The sequence below is a fragment of the Rothia mucilaginosa genome (assembly GCF_964211445.1).
GTDB lineage: Bacteria > Actinomycetota > Actinomycetes > Actinomycetales > Micrococcaceae > Rothia > Rothia mucilaginosa_E.
Genome location: NZ_CAXOQT010000020.1, coordinates 13,745 through 29,183, shown reverse-complemented (window position 1 = coordinate 29,183; position 15,439 = coordinate 13,745). Strand labels below are relative to the sequence as shown.

General features: G+C 63.0%; 11 protein-coding genes. 8 read left to right on the top strand and 3 right to left on the bottom strand.

Going from position 1 to position 15,439, the window contains the following annotated elements; translation table 11 throughout:
* Positions 1-3: 3 nt before the first annotated feature.
* The 8 genes from AB8E48_RS06175 (at position 4) to gatB (ending at position 10,354) form a co-directional block, all read left to right on the top strand.
* A complete protein-coding gene (locus tag AB8E48_RS06175) occupies positions 4-492 on the top strand; it encodes a glucose ABC transporter permease (RefSeq protein WP_368886115.1) in 489 nt (162 codons plus the stop codon).
* Between the two features lie 325 nt (positions 493-817).
* Positions 818-1,969: an adenylate/guanylate cyclase domain-containing protein gene (locus tag AB8E48_RS06170; protein ID WP_314657919.1), complete on the top strand. Its 1,152-nt coding sequence runs from the start codon at positions 818-820 to the stop codon at positions 1,967-1,969.
* On the top strand, positions 1,966-2,859 hold the full coding sequence (locus AB8E48_RS06165; protein WP_368886114.1) for a PP2C family serine/threonine-protein phosphatase: 894 nt from the start codon (positions 1,966-1,968) through the stop codon (positions 2,857-2,859). Before AB8E48_RS06170 ends, AB8E48_RS06165 begins: the two co-directional genes overlap by 4 nt.
* Positions 2,860-3,044: 185 nt before the next feature.
* Entirely contained in the window at positions 3,045-5,264 is a 2,220-nt protein-coding gene (gene ligA / locus AB8E48_RS06160) for an NAD-dependent DNA ligase LigA (RefSeq protein WP_368886113.1), read from the top strand.
* Between the two features lie 695 nt (positions 5,265-5,959).
* A complete protein-coding gene (locus AB8E48_RS06155; protein ID WP_368886112.1) occupies positions 5,960-6,715 on the top strand; it encodes a transglycosylase family protein in 756 nt (251 codons plus the stop codon).
* A 217-nt stretch (positions 6,716-6,932) separates the two neighbouring features.
* On the top strand, positions 6,933-7,229 hold the full coding sequence (gatC, locus tag AB8E48_RS06150) for an Asp-tRNA(Asn)/Glu-tRNA(Gln) amidotransferase subunit GatC (protein WP_005507016.1): 297 nt from the start codon (positions 6,933-6,935) through the stop codon (positions 7,227-7,229).
* A 15-nt stretch (positions 7,230-7,244) separates the two neighbouring features.
* Entirely contained in the window at positions 7,245-8,849 is a 1,605-nt protein-coding gene (gene gatA, locus AB8E48_RS06145; protein ID WP_070819077.1) for an Asp-tRNA(Asn)/Glu-tRNA(Gln) amidotransferase subunit GatA, read from the top strand.
* Positions 8,849-10,354: an Asp-tRNA(Asn)/Glu-tRNA(Gln) amidotransferase subunit GatB gene (gatB, locus tag AB8E48_RS06140; RefSeq protein WP_049355301.1), complete on the top strand. Its 1,506-nt coding sequence runs from the start codon at positions 8,849-8,851 to the stop codon at positions 10,352-10,354. The genes gatA and gatB overlap by 1 nt, the downstream gene beginning before the upstream one ends.
* A 489-nt stretch (positions 10,355-10,843) precedes the next feature.
* Here the strand turns inward: gatB and AB8E48_RS06135 are convergent, their stop codons facing one another.
* From AB8E48_RS06135 to AB8E48_RS06125, 3 genes are all read right to left on the bottom strand, one after another.
* On the bottom strand, positions 10,844-13,021 hold the full coding sequence (locus AB8E48_RS06135; RefSeq protein ID WP_368886111.1) for a S9 family peptidase: 2,178 nt from the start codon (positions 13,019-13,021) through the stop codon (positions 10,844-10,846).
* A gap of 240 nt (positions 13,022-13,261) precedes the next feature.
* On the bottom strand, positions 13,262-14,494 hold the full coding sequence (rsgA, locus tag AB8E48_RS06130; protein ID WP_368886110.1) for a ribosome small subunit-dependent GTPase A: 1,233 nt from the start codon (positions 14,492-14,494) through the stop codon (positions 13,262-13,264).
* Positions 14,495-14,614: 120 nt separating this feature from the next.
* The gene (locus tag AB8E48_RS06125; RefSeq protein ID WP_368886109.1) at positions 14,615-15,439 is read right to left on the bottom strand and encodes an ABC transporter; all 825 of its coding nucleotides are present in this window, start codon (positions 15,437-15,439) and stop codon (positions 14,615-14,617) included.

Genomic DNA, 15,439 nt, shown 5'->3' with positions numbered 1-15,439 from the left:
ACCATGCGTTTGCGCGGAAAACTCAACCCCGGTGAGCATGTCATCATTGCGACCCGACAGCACTACGGTGCTCTGCTGCCCACGCTTGCCTACCTGCTGGTTGCTATTGCCGCCTCAACCTTTGCCTCCACGGCACGGTCCTCACCGATTCTGTGGACTCTCGGCATGATTTGTGCGGTAGGTACCCTGGTCGGCGCCGTGCGCACCGCCTGGCGTTGGGCAACCACCTACTACCTGCTGACCACCCACCGGCTCGTGGTGCGCCGCGGCGTGATGACCCGCAGCGGAGACGAATCCCTCTACCTGGACTCCATGGGGGAGCGCTGGGCAAAGCAACGCAGCCCGGGTGCCTGGCTGGGCTACGGTTCGGTGTATGTGGTCTGCCGCGGGGTGCATCACCGCCTGACCTACGTGCCCGACCCGAAGCGCTTTGAGAAAGAAATTAAGGCCGCCCGACGCGACTACTACGCCCTGCGCGCTCGCTATATTTAGGGCTTCTTCGCCCCCTGTCACCGACTCGGGCGGGAACTGTCGGGTTGGCTCAGAGTCTAAACCCGCCGCTAAATCTGCCGAAAAAATGCGGATTAGAGTATTCTTAAATGTGAATTACTCCACTAAACTATCCTGGGGTGCGGGCGCTTTTGTGACCCAAACACCACCGCGGAGGGGTATATTAACAAGGCGCTACACGGTGAGCATCATCGCAGCGACGCAATGCGAAACCCGCAGAGCACAACGAGGTACCACGTAACCTAGCGCCACCACGGTGTAAACCAGACAGTATTTTCCGGCAGAGATGAAAGGAGCGGTAGCGGCAATGAGCACGGCAGATCGCCACGAACCTGCGCACTCTCCGCAGGACACCGGCGCCACCATGGGCCCCGAAACCCAAATGCTCAACCTCAAAATCCTGCAGAATCTCGCGCAGAACAATATCTACCGCGATGAGGATTCCAAGGCAGGAATTCGCGCCCTCGAAAAGTCGCTCCTGGGGGAGGGGCGCCGCTACACTCCCGTACAGGCTGCCGAATACGCCGGAATTCCCCTCAAGACCGCCCAGCGCATCTGGCACAACATGGGCTTCCCGACCATCGCCGAGCACGCGCCCTACTTCACTGAAACCGACGTGCAGATGCTCGCCGACCTGCAGAAGCTGGACGAATCCGGCGATATTCGCATGGAGTACGTTGCATCCCTGGTGCGTGCTGAAGGTCAACTGACCGACCGCACCGTCGCCTGGCAGATTGAGGCTCTGGTGCACAACATTATGGTCACCGAAAACCTCGACGATAATGATGCCCGCCGCAAGCTCCTCAAAGACTTCCCGCGCTACCTCGAGGTTCTCGAGCGCCTGGCACTGTACGCATACCGTCGCCAGATGTACGCCGGAATCCTACGCCTGGGACTGCGCGAAAACAACGTGACCACCTCCGGTCTTTCCCGCCTGCCCCTGGTGCGCGGTGTAGGATTCGTGGATCTGGTTTCGTACACCTCCCTGGTGCGTAACCTGGACGCCGCAGCCCTTTCTCAGCTCATCAACCACTTTGAGCAGAGCTGCCTGGACGTTATTGCACCCCTGGGCGGTCGCATTATTAAGACTCTCGGTGACGAAGTTTTCTTCCTCACCGAAACCCCGGACGCTATCGCAGAAATTAGCCTGCGACTCTCTGAAAAAATCGGTGCCGACCCGCAGTTGCCGGACTCCCGTGTTGCCTTCATCTGGGGCGAGGTTCTGGCGAACCGCGGTGACGTGTACGGCTCCAGCGTGAACCTGGCTGCGCGCCTGGTTTCCCTGGCTGAACCGGGTACCGTGCTGACCGATAATGAGACAGCAAACACGCTCCGACAGGTGGGAAATCGCTACAATCTCACCTCTCAGGGAACGCGAAATGTTAGAAGCTTTGGTAACGTAGACCCCGTGGCGGTGACTCGTCGCGTGAACTACACAATGGAGATAGACCTCTCATGACTGAACTGAAACTACGTACCGGTGGTGCAACGCACCGCGGCGCACATCGAGAAAATAACGAAGATTCGATGGTCGTCGCCGGTTCCCTTTGCGTGGTCGCGGACGGCATGGGAGGCCACGAGGCCGGCGAGGTCGCTTCGCGCCTGTGCGTGCGTCAGCTCGCCTACTCGCCCTTCTTCACCATGCCCGGTGGTCGTAGCGAAGAGGAACAGCAGGCTTACCTTGAGCGCCTTGCCGCTATCGACGAGGAAGATCCCACCAAGCGCCGCCGCCGCGCAAACACTGTGCTTAACAACGAGATTGTGGGCACCCTCAACCGCCTGCACGACATCATTGGCGAAACCAACGAGGAAATTAAGCAGGCGCTTTCCCGCTCGGGCGGTACGACCGTAACCGGTGCCTGGCTGACCCGCATCGGCGACCGTAACCTGTGGGTTGTTTTCAACGTGGGTGACTCCCGAACCTACCGTCTGCTGCGTGAGGAAGAAGGTATTCACCACTCCGCAATGGAGAAGCTGCCCGGCTCTGAGGGTTCCGCCTCGCTTGAGCAGGTCACCAGCGACCATTCCGAGGTACAGTACCTGGTGGATGAAGGCCAAATTACCGCCCTGGAGGCGCTGACTCACCCGCGCCGTAACGTCATTACCCGTGCGCTGGGTACCGGCAACTACTGGGAGCCGGACTTCTGGGTTCTGCCCGCCCGCCCCGGCGACCGCCTGATGCTCTGTTCCGACGGTCTCTCCGGTGAGCTTTCGCACGAGTACATGGCGCGCGTGCTCACCTCAATCCGCCACCCGCAGGACGCCGCTGACGTTCTGCAGCACGAGGCTCTGCGTTCGGGCGGACGCGACAACATTACGGTGATTGTTGCTGACGCTGTCGAAGCCTAAACTTCATACCTGATGGTTCACCCCCGCTTTCTTCGGATGCTCGATTGAGTGCCTGTCGGAGGCGGGGGTGAACTGTATCTGCGTTCAGCGCTGCTGAGATGAGAGACGAAGAATATGCGCCCGTGGACTTCGGCAATATGACGAGCGATAGGGGAGAGGGGCGGCAAAAACGTTAAACTGGACGGGTGACTGAGAACAACACCACCCAGCAGACTGCCCCCGCCGAGACTGCGGCAGAGAACACCGCAGAGATTACCGAGGCTCTGCGTGCCGAGTACGCGGAACTGACCGATAAGATTCGCGCCGCCCGCCGCGCCTACTACAACGAAGACGCACCCTTCCTCTCGGATGCCGAGTACGATGCGCTCTACCGCCGCCTCGAAATCATTGAGGCCGAGCACCCGCTCATCATCGCCAACGACTCGCCGACCCAGGAAGTTGGCGGTGAGGCCATCGAGGCTTTCGCGCCCGTCACCCACCTGCAGCGCATGTACTCCCTCGAGGATGTTTTCTCCTTCGAGGAACTGCGCACCTGGCTGACTAAGACCGATGAGAGCGTCCGCACCCTCACCGGTGCCGCACCGCAGTGGCTGACCGAGCTGAAGATTGACGGCCTGGCGGTGAACCTGCTCTACCGCAACGGTACCCTCGTACGCGCGGCAACCCGCGGTGACGGCACCACCGGTGAAGACGTCACCCACAACGTGCGCACCATTGCGAGCATCCCGCAACAGCTGACCGGCGAGAACCACCCCGAAGAAATTGAGATTCGCGGCGAGGTGTTTATTTCCTCCGCCGATTTTGAGAAGCTCAACGAATCCATGATTGCCGCCGGCAAGAACCCGTTCGCGAACCCGCGTAACGCCGCGGCAGGCTCGTTGCGCCAGAAGGACGCCGCAATCACCGCCTCGCGCCCGCTGAGCATGTACGTGCACGGCATCGGCTCGCGCACCGGCCTGGACGTTGCCACCCAGTACGAGACCTACGATCTGCTCGCCTCCTGGGGCCTGCCCGTGAGCCCCTACAGCGAAATCGCCGCAAACACCGAGGCGGTCTTCGACTTCATCAACAAGTACGGAGAGCAGCGCCACTCCCTGGTGCACGAAATCGACGGCATCGTTATTAAGGTCAACGACTTCGCAACCCAGGCTCAGCTGGGCTACACCTCCCGCGTGCCGCGCTGGGCTGTGGCGTACAAGTACCCGCCCGAAGAGGTGCACACCAAGCTGCTGGATATTCGCGTGGACGTGGGACGCACCGGCCGCGTGACCCCCTACGGCGTCATGGAGCCCGTGTTCGTCTCCGGTTCGACCGTCGAACGCGCAACCCTGCACAACCAGGACGTGGTCAAGGCTAAGGGCGTGCTCATCGGAGACACCGTGGTGCTGCGCAAGGCGGGCGATGTGATCCCCGAAATTGTGGCACCCGTGGTTGCCCTACGCGACGGCACCGAACGCGAGTTCGTGATGCCCAGTGAATGCCCCTCCTGCGGCTCGCCCCTTGCCCCCGGCAAGGAAGGCGACGTGGACCTGCGCTGCACGAACCCGCGCTCCTGCCCGGCGCAGCTGACCGAGCGCGTGTACTATGCGGCAAGCCGCGGCGCATTCGACATTGAGGCACTCGGCTTTGAAGCAGCAAAGGCACTCACCAGCCCCGCAACCCCGGACACCCCTCCGCTAACGACCGAGGCGCACCTGTTCAGCCTCAACATTGAGGACCTGCGCGAGGTCACCATCGAGCGTGAGAAGAAGGTCAAGGGTGTTGGCACCGGAAAGATGGAGCGCGTGCCCTACTTCTACACCAAGCCGACCAAGGCACGCCCCGAGCCGAAGCCCACGAAGAACACGCTGAACCTCTTTGCTGAGCTGGAGAAGGCAAAGCAGCAGCCGCTGTGGCGTGTGCTGGTTGCCCTCTCGATTCGTCACGTGGGCCCGACCGCCGCCCGTGCGCTCGCCGCCGAGTTCGGCTCGATGCAGGCGATTCGTGAGGCTGACCGTGAGCGCCTTGCCGCGGTAGACGGTGTGGGCACCACGATTGCCGACTCTATTATTGAGTGGTTCGCTGAGGACTGGCACGCCGAGGTCGTCGACTCTTGGGCTGCCGCCGGTGTGCGCATGGAAGATTCTCGCGACGAGTCCGTGGAGCGCACCCTGGAGGGCCTGACCGTGGTCGTGACCGGCACGCTGAACGGTTACACCCGTGACGGCGCGAAGGAAGCCATTATTTCTCGAGGCGGTAAGGCATCCGGCTCGGTCTCGAAGAAGACCCACTTTGTGGTTGCCGGTGCGAACGCTGGCTCGAAGCTGGATAAGGCTCAGCAGCTGGGCCTGAAAATTCTGGATGAGGAGGGCTTCACCGCTCTGCTCGAGGGCGGCCCGGAGGCGGTTGAGGCTGCCGCGGAATAGACCCGGTAGCTGGGGAATCTGAGCCCGACCCCTGCAATATATAGAGCATTCAGGCTCTGAGGCGCGTGCTTCAGAGCCTGAATGCCAATTTTTGGCATTTATAATTACCACAGCTTTTAAGGCGAAGGCGCCTTAAAACACTCCCAAAGCAAAGAAATATTTAAAAAATATTTACACGCCGTTCAAAACCCTTAAAGGGGGCGCGCGCCAACCCCGAATCAGAAAGCTCGGCGGGGGAGCGCCTCCGGATTAAAACCCTAGAAAACCCCGAAATTCCGGGGAAAAACCCTTAAGATGCGCGGGGTTCAAGGTCCCCATTAACGTTTCCTGCACCTTTTACCTGGAAGAACCCTGGGAGAACCCGGTACGTTCGCTGTGAACTTGAAATCGGGTTGGAATCGTAAAAAACCTCAGTTATCTTTGAGACCAGATAGATTCTCGCAAGGGAATCGCCTGTGTGGTTTCAAGCTTGGAATGCTTGAAACGATGCCCGGTTCTACCGCACGTCCCCATCGAGGAAGTGCCACCGGATCCCGCACACAAGTGCAGGATCGCTCACGGTGACATGAAATCGGTGGAGAGCCGCTCACATGGTAGAGCCAGAAAATGAGTAACCTACTTCGTTATCAAAGGGTGAGCGGCGCCGCGCTAGAGTTCCGGGGACGGAACGAGCGGGGACGGCCCCAAGGAGCATTATGAAGAACACTTCCATTCGTCGTACCGCAGCAGCTCTCGCCATCGGTGGCGTTGCAGCAGCTACCATGTCGATGCCCGCTGCAAACGCAGTAGACGGTGCTACCTGGGACGCACTGGCACAGTGCGAGTCCGGTGGTAACTGGTCCATCAACACCGGTAACGGCTTCTACGGCGGTCTGCAGTTCACCCAGCAGTCCTGGAACGGCGTCGGCATGTCCGGCTCCCCCGCGACCGCTTCCCGTGCACAGCAGATCGAGGCTGGCGAGCGTCTGCTCGCTATCCAGGGTTGGGGCGCATGGCCCGCATGCTCCGCTAAGCTTGGCCTCTACGGCAAGACCGGCGCAGCTCCCACCTACACCGAGCCCACCACCACCGTGGCTGCACAGTCGCAGACCCAGCAGACCTACACCGCTCCCGCGGCACAGGCTGCACCCGCAGCTCCTGCAGCTCAGGCTGCACCCGCAGCAGTTGAGGCTCCCGCAGCAGCACCGGCAGCTCAGGTTGCACCCGCAGCAGTCGAGGCTCCCGCAGCAGCACCCGCTGCACCGGCAGCTGAGGCTCCCGCAGCAGCACCCGTTGCGGCTCCCAAGGCTGCAGCAGGCACCTACACTGTGGTTCCCGGTGACTCCCTCTCGCTGATCGCTGCAAAGCTCGGCGTTGCAGGCGGCTACCAGGCAATCGCAGCTGCGAACACCGACATCATCTACAACGTTGACCTGATCTTCCCCGGCCAGGTTCTGAACATCCCCGCCTAAGGATTAACCCTGAAGCGTAACGTGGAAACGTTGTAGCCCAACGCCCCGCACCTCACACGAGGAGCGGGGCGTTGAGCATTTAACCCGAAAAATAGGGGAGAGGGCGCCCCCCCCAAACGCACAAACCAGCAGGTAAACCCTCCAACCCCCAATGAGACGGAACACGCAACCTCCACTACACTAGAGAAGAGACAAGAAAACAACCTACGGGAGAACCATGTCTGCCATCACCTTTGAACAGGTCAAGCACCTGGCATCGCTGGCACTCATTGAGATGACCGATGAAGAACTCACCGCGATGGCGTCTGAGCTGGACGTCATCGTCGCATCCGTTGAGACCATGTCGCAGAAAGCAACTGCCGACATCCCCGCGACCAGCCACCCCATCCCCCTCGAGAACGTCTTCCGCGAAGACGTGCCCGTCACCACCCTCACCCAGGAAGAGGCGCTCTCCGGCGCCCCCGACGCACAGGACGGCAAGTTCCGCGTGCCGGCAATCCTCGACGAAGACTAAGAGGAGAACAACCAAGTGAACGAACTGATCCAGCTCACCGCCGCAGAAGCAGCAGAAAAGCTCGCATCCGGCGAAATCACCTCCGTCGAGCTCACCCAGGCACACCTGGACCGCATCGCAGCCACCGACGGCGCACCCCTGAGCGACAACCGCGCAGACGGCAAGAGCGGCCTCAACGCCTTCCTGCACATCAACGCCGAAGAAGCACTCGCCACCGCAGCAGCAGTGGACGCAGACCGCGCAGCAGGCAAGGAACTGCCCCCGCTCGCAGGCGTACCCATCGCCGTCAAGGACCTCATCGTCACCAAGGGCCAGCCCACCACCGCAGCATCGCGCATGCTCGAAGGCTGGATGAGCCCCTACGACGGCACCGTCACCCGCAAGGTCCGCGAAGCACGCATGCCCATCCTCGGCAAGACCAACCTCGACGAATTCGCAATGGGCTCCTCCAACGAGCACTCCGCATTCGGCGTAGTCCGCAACCCCTGGGCACTCGACCGCGCACCCGGCGGCTCCGGCGGCGGCTCCGCAGCGGCCGTCACCGCCTTCCAGGCACCCCTGGCGCTCGGCACCGACACCGGCGGCTCCATCCGCCAGCCCGCAGCACTGACCGGTAGCGTCGGCGTCAAGCCCACCTACGGCTCCGTCTCCCGTTACGGCGTCATCGCCATGGCATCCTCCCTCGACCAGGTCGGCCCCGTCGCACGTACCGTGCTCGACACCGCACTGCTCCACGAAGCCATCGCAGGCCACGACCCGCTCGACTCCACCTCCCTGCCCGATGAGCCCGGCAACTTCGTTGAAGAAGCCAAGGCAGGCGCAGAAGCAGCACGCAAGCGCGACCTGTCCGGCCTGCGCATCGGCGTCATCAAGGAACTCGGCGGCGGCGACGGCGAAGGCTTCGAAGCTGGTGTCCTCGCACGCTTCCGCGAATCCGTCGAAGAGCTGCGTGCCGCAGGTGCAGAGATCATCGAGGTCTCCCTGCCCTCCGTCACCGAAGCCATCAGCGCCTACTACATGATCATGTCCTCCGAGGTGTCCTCCAACCTGGCACGCTACGACGGCGTCCGCTACGGCCTGCGCGTCGTACCCGAAGACGGCCCCGTCACCATCGAACGCGTCATGTCCGCAACCCGCTCCGCTGGTTTCGGCCACGAGGTCAAGCGCCGCATCATCCTCGGCACCTACGCACTGTCCGCAGGTAACTTCGACGCCTACTACGGCGCCGCACTGCGCGTACGCACCCTCATCCAGCGCGACTACGCGGCAGCCTTCGAAAAGTGCGACGTGCTCATCTCCCCGACCGCGCCCTCCACCGCGTTCAAGCTCGGCGAGAAGACCGAAGGCGACCCCATGGCAATGTACCTGGGCGACGTCGCAACCGTGCCCGTCAACCTGGCAGGCGTCCCGGCGCTCTCCCTGCCCGGCGGCCTCTCCGAAGAGAACAACCTGCCCGTCGGCATCCAGTTCACCGCACCCGCACGCGAAGACGCACGCCTCTACCGCGTCGGCGCAGCACTCGAAGAACTGCTCACCGCAAAATGGGGCGCACCGCTCTACAAGAGCCTGCCCGACACCGAAACTCTGATCCGCGACTTTGACTTTGGGGGAACCAAGTAATGAGTGAAGAAGTCCTCAGCTTCGAAGAAGCCATCGAAAAGTACGACCCGGTCCTCGGCTTCGAGGTGCACGTCGAACTCAACACCAAGACCAAGATGTTCGACTCCGCACCCAACGAGTTCGGCGACGAACCCAACACCAACGTCACCCCCGTATCGCTCGGCCTGCCCGGCGCGCTGCCCATGGTGAACAAGACCGCCGTCGAGTCCGCCATCAAGCTCGGCCTGGCACTGGGCTGCGACATTGCAGACAAGTCCTACTTCGCCCGCAAGAACTACTTCTACCCGGACTCCCCGAAGAACTTCCAGACCTCCCAGGCTGGCGGCCCCATCGCGGAAAACGGCTCCCTGGACGTCGAGCTCGAAGACGGAACCATCTTCACCGTCGAAATTGAACGCGCCCACATGGAAGAAGACGCAGGCAAGCTCACCCACGTCGGCGGCGCAGACGGCCGAATCCAGGGTGCAACCTCCTCCCTGGTCGACTACAATCGCGCAGGCGTGCCCCTGATCGAGATCGTCACCCGACCCATCGTCGGTGCCGGCGAGCGCGCACCCGAACTGGCACGCGCCTACGTTGCCGCAATCCGCGACATCGTACGCTCCCTCGGCATCTCCGACGCCCGCATGGAACGCGGTAACGTCCGATGCGACGCCAACGTCTCCCTCATGCCCAAGGGCGCAGAGAAGTTCGGCACCCGCTCCGAGACCAAGAACGTGAACTCCCTGCGCTCGGTCGAACGCGCCGTCCGCTACGAGATTCGCCGCCACGCCGCAATCCTCGAACGCGGCGAAAAGGTCACCCAGGAGACCCGCCACTGGCACGAAGACACCCGCGAAACCTCCTCGGGCCGCCCCAAGTCCGACGCCGACGACTACCGCTACTTCCCCGAACCGGACCTCGTACCGGTCGTCACCAACAGCGAATGGATTGAGCGCCTGCGCGCCGAACTGCCCGAACCCCCGGCAGAACGCCGCCGCCGCCTCAAGGGCGAGTGGGGCTACTCCGACGAAGAGTTCCGCGACGTCGTCAACGCTGGCGCACTCGACGTCATCGAAGAGACCGTCGCCGCAGGCGCAACCGCAGCAGCAGCCCGCAAGTGGTGGATGGGCGAAATCGCCCGACGCGCAAAGCAGGCCGAGGTTGAGCTCACCGCCCTCGGCGTGGAGCCCGCAACCGTGGTCGCCCTCGAAGCTCTCATCAGCGAAGGCAAGATCAACGACAAGATTGCCCGCCAGGTGCTCGAGTTCGTCCTCGCCGGTGAAGGCACCCCCGCCGAAATCGTTGAGGCACGCGGCCTCGCCGTGGTCTCCGACGACGGCGCACTCACCGCAGCCGTCCAGGAAGCACTGGCAGCAATGCCCGACGTTGCCGACAAGATTCGTGCCGGCAAGATTCAGGCTGCTGGCGCTATCGTCGGTCAGGTCATGAAGGCTACCCGTGGTCAGGCTGACGCCGCCCGCGTGCGTGAGCTGATTCTGGCTGAGTGCGGCGTGGAAGGCTAAGCTTTTCCGCTGATCCGGCTCTAGCGAAAGAGGCGCTGTCTCCCGTGTGGGAGACGGCGCCTCTTGCGCTCTCTAAAGTCCGTGACTGGTTCCGTATGGCTCTGCACGGTTGCTTCCGCTTGGAAAGGCGGTCATCGTCCGCGTTCCTATAGGTAGGGGGGTGGGTACGCTATACCCTTCCTCCGCTCCTGCAGGGGAACCCACCCTCTCGGGCGCTCCGCTCTCTCCTTGCTTCGCTGCGGAGAGCACCCGAGAGGGTACCCTGATGTCGCTTCCGGAGGGTATAGCTACCCCGCTCCGGCTAGGCTTGGTGCGTCGTGTGGAGGGGCGGTGTCGTCCGTAGTGACATCAGGGTGCCCGAAGCGAAGCGAGGGCGGGTGCCCCTGTAGGAACGAGGACGAACACCGGCCCTCATACTCAGAACGAAAACGAAGAACGCTCCGTCCGTATCACTTGGATACAGACGGAGCGTTCTATTTAAGAGATGAGTTACTCAGTAACGCCGAGGTTGGTCAGCAGGAACGCGTAATCCCACGCGATTTCACGCCAACGTGTGTACCTGCCGGAACCACCACCGTGACCGCCCGACATGTCAATCTTCAGCAGCGGCACCGGCGACGACGGGTCAATCTGCTCACGCAGCGCCGCAATCCACTTGGCGGGCTCCACGTAGAGCACGCGGGTGTCGTGCAGGCTCGTCACCGCAGCAATTGCCGGGTAGCGGACCGGGCGGATGTTCTCGTACGGGGTGTACGACTTCATGTAGGCGTAGACCTCGGGGTCCTCAATCGGGTTGCCCCACTCTTCCCACTCCATCGCCGACAGCGGAAGCTCCGGGTCGAGGATGGTGGTCAGCGCATCCACGAACGGCACGGCTGCCAGGCAGGCGGCGTACTTTTCGGGGGCGAGGTTCAGCACGGCACCCATGAGCAGGCCGCCCGCGCTACCGCCGTAGCAGCCGATACGCGCCTCATCAGCCCAGGGCTTCGCCGCAATGTAGCTGGTGACGTCCACGAAGTCGGTGAAGGTGTTCTTCTTCGCGAGCTTCTTGCCGTTCTGGTACCAGGAGCGGCCCATCTCGCCGCCGCCGCGAATGTGCGCGATGACGTAGATGACGCCGCGGTCCAGGATCGACAGCATCGGGATGGAGAACATCGGGTCCATGGACGACTCGTAGGAGCCGTAACCGTACTGGATGACCGGGTGCGGCTTGCTCATGTCCAGGTCGGCGCGGTGAATCACGGAAATCGGGATGAGCGTGCCGTCCGCCGCCGGTGCCCAGTCGCGGTAGGCACGGTAGTCCTCGCGGTTGTAGCCGCCCAGCACGGGGGTTTCGCGGCGCAGCAGCAGGGTCTGCGACATGGGGAAGTAGTCGTAGACGCGGCGCGGGGTCAGGTACGAGGTGTAGGCGATGCGCAGCACGGGGGAGTAGTTCTCCGCACGCAGTACGGATGCGGTGTACAGCTCCTCGTCGAAACCGGCGGGCTCCATGAAGGTCACGCCGGCGGGTCGGCGGCGGCGCCACTGGATGGGCAGCTGCTCACGCGGTGCAAGGAAGATGCGGGTGGTGGTGTCCGCGCGGGCGGTAACGACCAGGTGCGTTGCGGTGAAGGTGAAGCCCTCCAGGCGCACGTGTTCGCTGTGGCGGATGACGGGTACCCAGCGCTGTGCGTACTCCTCGAGGCTTTCGCCTTCGCGCGGCATGTCTGCGAGCACCAGCTCGGAGTTCAGCGCATTGTAGTCGTGCTGAATCAGCAGGTGCTGCTCGCCGGCAATGTTGAGCGGCTCGGCGTAGTATTCGATGCCCGCGCTCTTGGGGATGAGCAGGGCCGGCTCGCCCTTGGGTTCGCGGGTCGGGACGATGCGTACCTCGGTGTACTCGGAGTTCGAGCTGGTGAGCACCACGGAGGAACGGTCGGAGCTCATAGCGGCGGAGAGCCACATGGTGTTGTCGGGCTCTTCGTAGATGAGGTGATCTTCGGTGCCCTGTCCGACGTCGTGCACGTAGACACGCCAGGGGCGCCAGGAGTCGTCGGGGACCACGTAGATGAGCTGTTCGGCGTGGTTGATGAAGAAGGAGCCAGCCGCAATGTTGGGGATGGTGTCTTCGAGGAAGGCGCCGGTTTCCATGTTGAGGAAGCGCTGCTCGTAGCGTTCGTCGCCCTTCTCGTCCACGGAGATGCTCAGCAGCTTACCGTTACGTGCCGGCTGGAAGCTGCCCAGGGAGAAGAACTCCATGTCCTTGGCGTATTCGTTGCAGTCGAGGATGACGACCTCACCCTCAAGCACCTCACCGGGGGTGACAGTCGGCGGGGTGTAGCGCACCACCTCGTCGCCTTCGTGCAGGGCAGGGTAACGGTAGAAGACGGGGTACTGGCCGCCGGGCACCATGCGGCTGTAGTACCACCAGTCACCGATACGGTTCGGGACGGTCAGATCCGACAGCAGGGTGCGGTTCTTAATCTCGTTGAAGATGGACTCGCGGAGGGGCTGCTGGTCTGCGGTGACAGCTTCGGTGTATTCGGCTTCTGCCTTGAGGTAGTCGAGGACCTCTTCGCTTTCCTTGTCGCGGAGCCATTCGTAGTGGTCGATGAAGACGTCGCCGTGGTGTTCGCGGCGGTGCTCGACCTTCTTCGGTACGGGCGGGGTGAGGTTCTGTTCAGCCATGCTGCCACCTCTTTCAATGAGTTATGGGTTTGTGAATGGTGTGTGCCGTCTGCGCCCGCGTTCCTTCGCCGCCGCGGTGGCGGTGAGGGTGTGCGGGGGCCTGTGGGCACGCCTAGTTCTAGTGTATCGAAGAGTGAGGGAGGCTACTATATTGCCGTCTACGCGGGGTTGCCCGGCTCAGCCTGTGGAAGCCCCGCTGAAGCCCCGCTGAAGCCTCGCCGGAATGGGCGCGTCCGGCGGCTAGTTGGCACGGCCCTTAATGGACATGAGGGTACGGCGGCCCGCCTTGTTCGCCTTCGTGAAGGCGCGGTTACTCTGCCGGTACTCGCGCTCCTGGGAGCGCAGGCGCAGGCGCGCGGATTCTGCCATCATCCTGCGGTAGCGTTCGAAACGTTCGGGGTCGAGGGTGCCGTCGGCGAGCGCCTGCTGCACCGCGCATCCGGGTTCGGAGCCGTGGGAGCAGTCGCTGTACCGGCAGGAGGAGGCGTAGCTGGAGACGTCGTCGAAGGTTTCGTCAATCGCGGCGCTGTCGCTCGTGGCGGCGAGGGCTCGCACGCCCGGGGTGTCGATCAGTACCGTGCCGAGTGAGGGCTCTGCATCGGAGCCTTCTGCGCCGGATTCTCCAGTACCGAAGTTTCCAGCACCGGGCAGAACAATCATCTGGCGGCTGGTGGTGGTGTGGCGCCCCTTGCCGTCGGCGCCGCGAACCGCGGAAGTAGCCTGCACCTGGTTCTCTGGAGCATCTTCGCGAGGATCAACTCCGGGGTTGAGCAGGGCGTTGACGAGGGTAGATTTTCCGGCGCCGCTGCGGCCCAGGAACGCGGCGGTACGCCCGGCGACAAGCTCCGCAACCGGGGTAGGGTCGTAGCCGTTATCCGTGCAGACGGTGAGTACCGCATCCACACCGCCTGCGAGTGAGTCCCTATAACTGGCGAGCTGTTCCGCCGTCACCAAATCACCCTTGGTGAGAATCAGCGCGACCTGCACCCCGGAGGCATGCGCCAGGGCGGTGTAGCGTTCAACGCGCCCGATGGACGGCTCCGGGAAGCACGGCTCAACGATGCAGAGCATGTCCACGTTGGCGGCGACGGGCTGATCTGCGGATTCGCGGATGGCGCTGGGGCGGGTGAGGTAGCTTCGGCGGGGCAGAATCGCGAGGGGCTTATGCTCCGCGGGCTGGCTATCGCTACCGGTCCCGGGGATGGGCTGAGCGAGTACCCAGTCGCCCACGACGGGGTACTCTTCTTCGCCGTAGTCGTTTTCGACCGGGCGCAGGGGAGCGGAGAGCTTCACAAGTTCGCCCTGCTCGCAGGTCAGTAGCTCGCAGCGGGTGCGGTGCACGGCGCTGACGCGGGCGAGGGTGAAGTCTTCGAGGGTACCCCCGATGGTGAACGCGGCGCGAATTGCCGCGCCCTGCCAGGAGGGGTCGAAGCCTAAGGTCTCTAAGGTGTATGAGGCGGGAGTACTGGTCACAGGAATAGTCTTTCTGGGTTGCGGCGCCCGGTTGGTTGTCATGCCCTGATAGCGCGCCGGGGGGGGGGCGCTTAAAAGGTTCGTTCTTTTTATCTCGTTTATCTCGAGGGGTGTTATGCCTTATAGTAGCGAGGCGCGGGCACCGGCGCGGATGCGGCGGGCGGCAAGGAAGGTCAGCCCCAACCCCGCCGCGGCGTAGAGTCCCGCCAGTGCCGTGTCTGCCGCCAGGAGCGCGAACAGATCTGGTGCGGCGCCGCCCGCAATACCGCTAGAGGTATCTAAAGCCTGCACCAGCCGGGATCCGGGAACCCAGGAACACAGCCACGCAAGCCAGCCGGGGTAGGTACTCACCGGCACAATCACGCCCGCGCTCACCGGCAGAATAATCGACAGAAAATTGGACCCGGTGTACGGATCCGACAGGTACAGGCCCAGCCCGGCGGCAAAAATACCCAGGCAGACCCCTCCCAAAACCGCAACCGGCATCAGCGCAATGGCGCTGAGTAGAAGCCCCGAAGCCGCCCCGGTGGAGGGCGCAGTGAGGGATAGCAGCCACACGATGCCCACGTTGCTCAGGCCCGTCACGGAGGCCAACAGCGCGGGTACCGCCGCGGCGCCCAGCCAGTAGCCCGCATCCACCGGGCGTGCCGTGCAGACGTACTCGAAGACGCCAATCCACCGGTCGGTAGCGACGCGCGCGACAATGCCGGCGGCCACCGAGCTGAGGGTGGCAATCAGTGCGGTCGCGCAGCCGATGCGCACCGTATCGTTCGCGGCGAGGTCGGCACCCAAAAGCACAGTGAAAAGCACGTTGAGGCCCGGCACGAGCACCAGGGTCGTGATGGCCGTTCCGAGGGTCGCAAAGGTAATCGACGACGACCAGCCAATAGAGGCGGTAGACAGTGCCCGGCGCACCACGCCGGGTAGGGAATCAGTAACACGCAC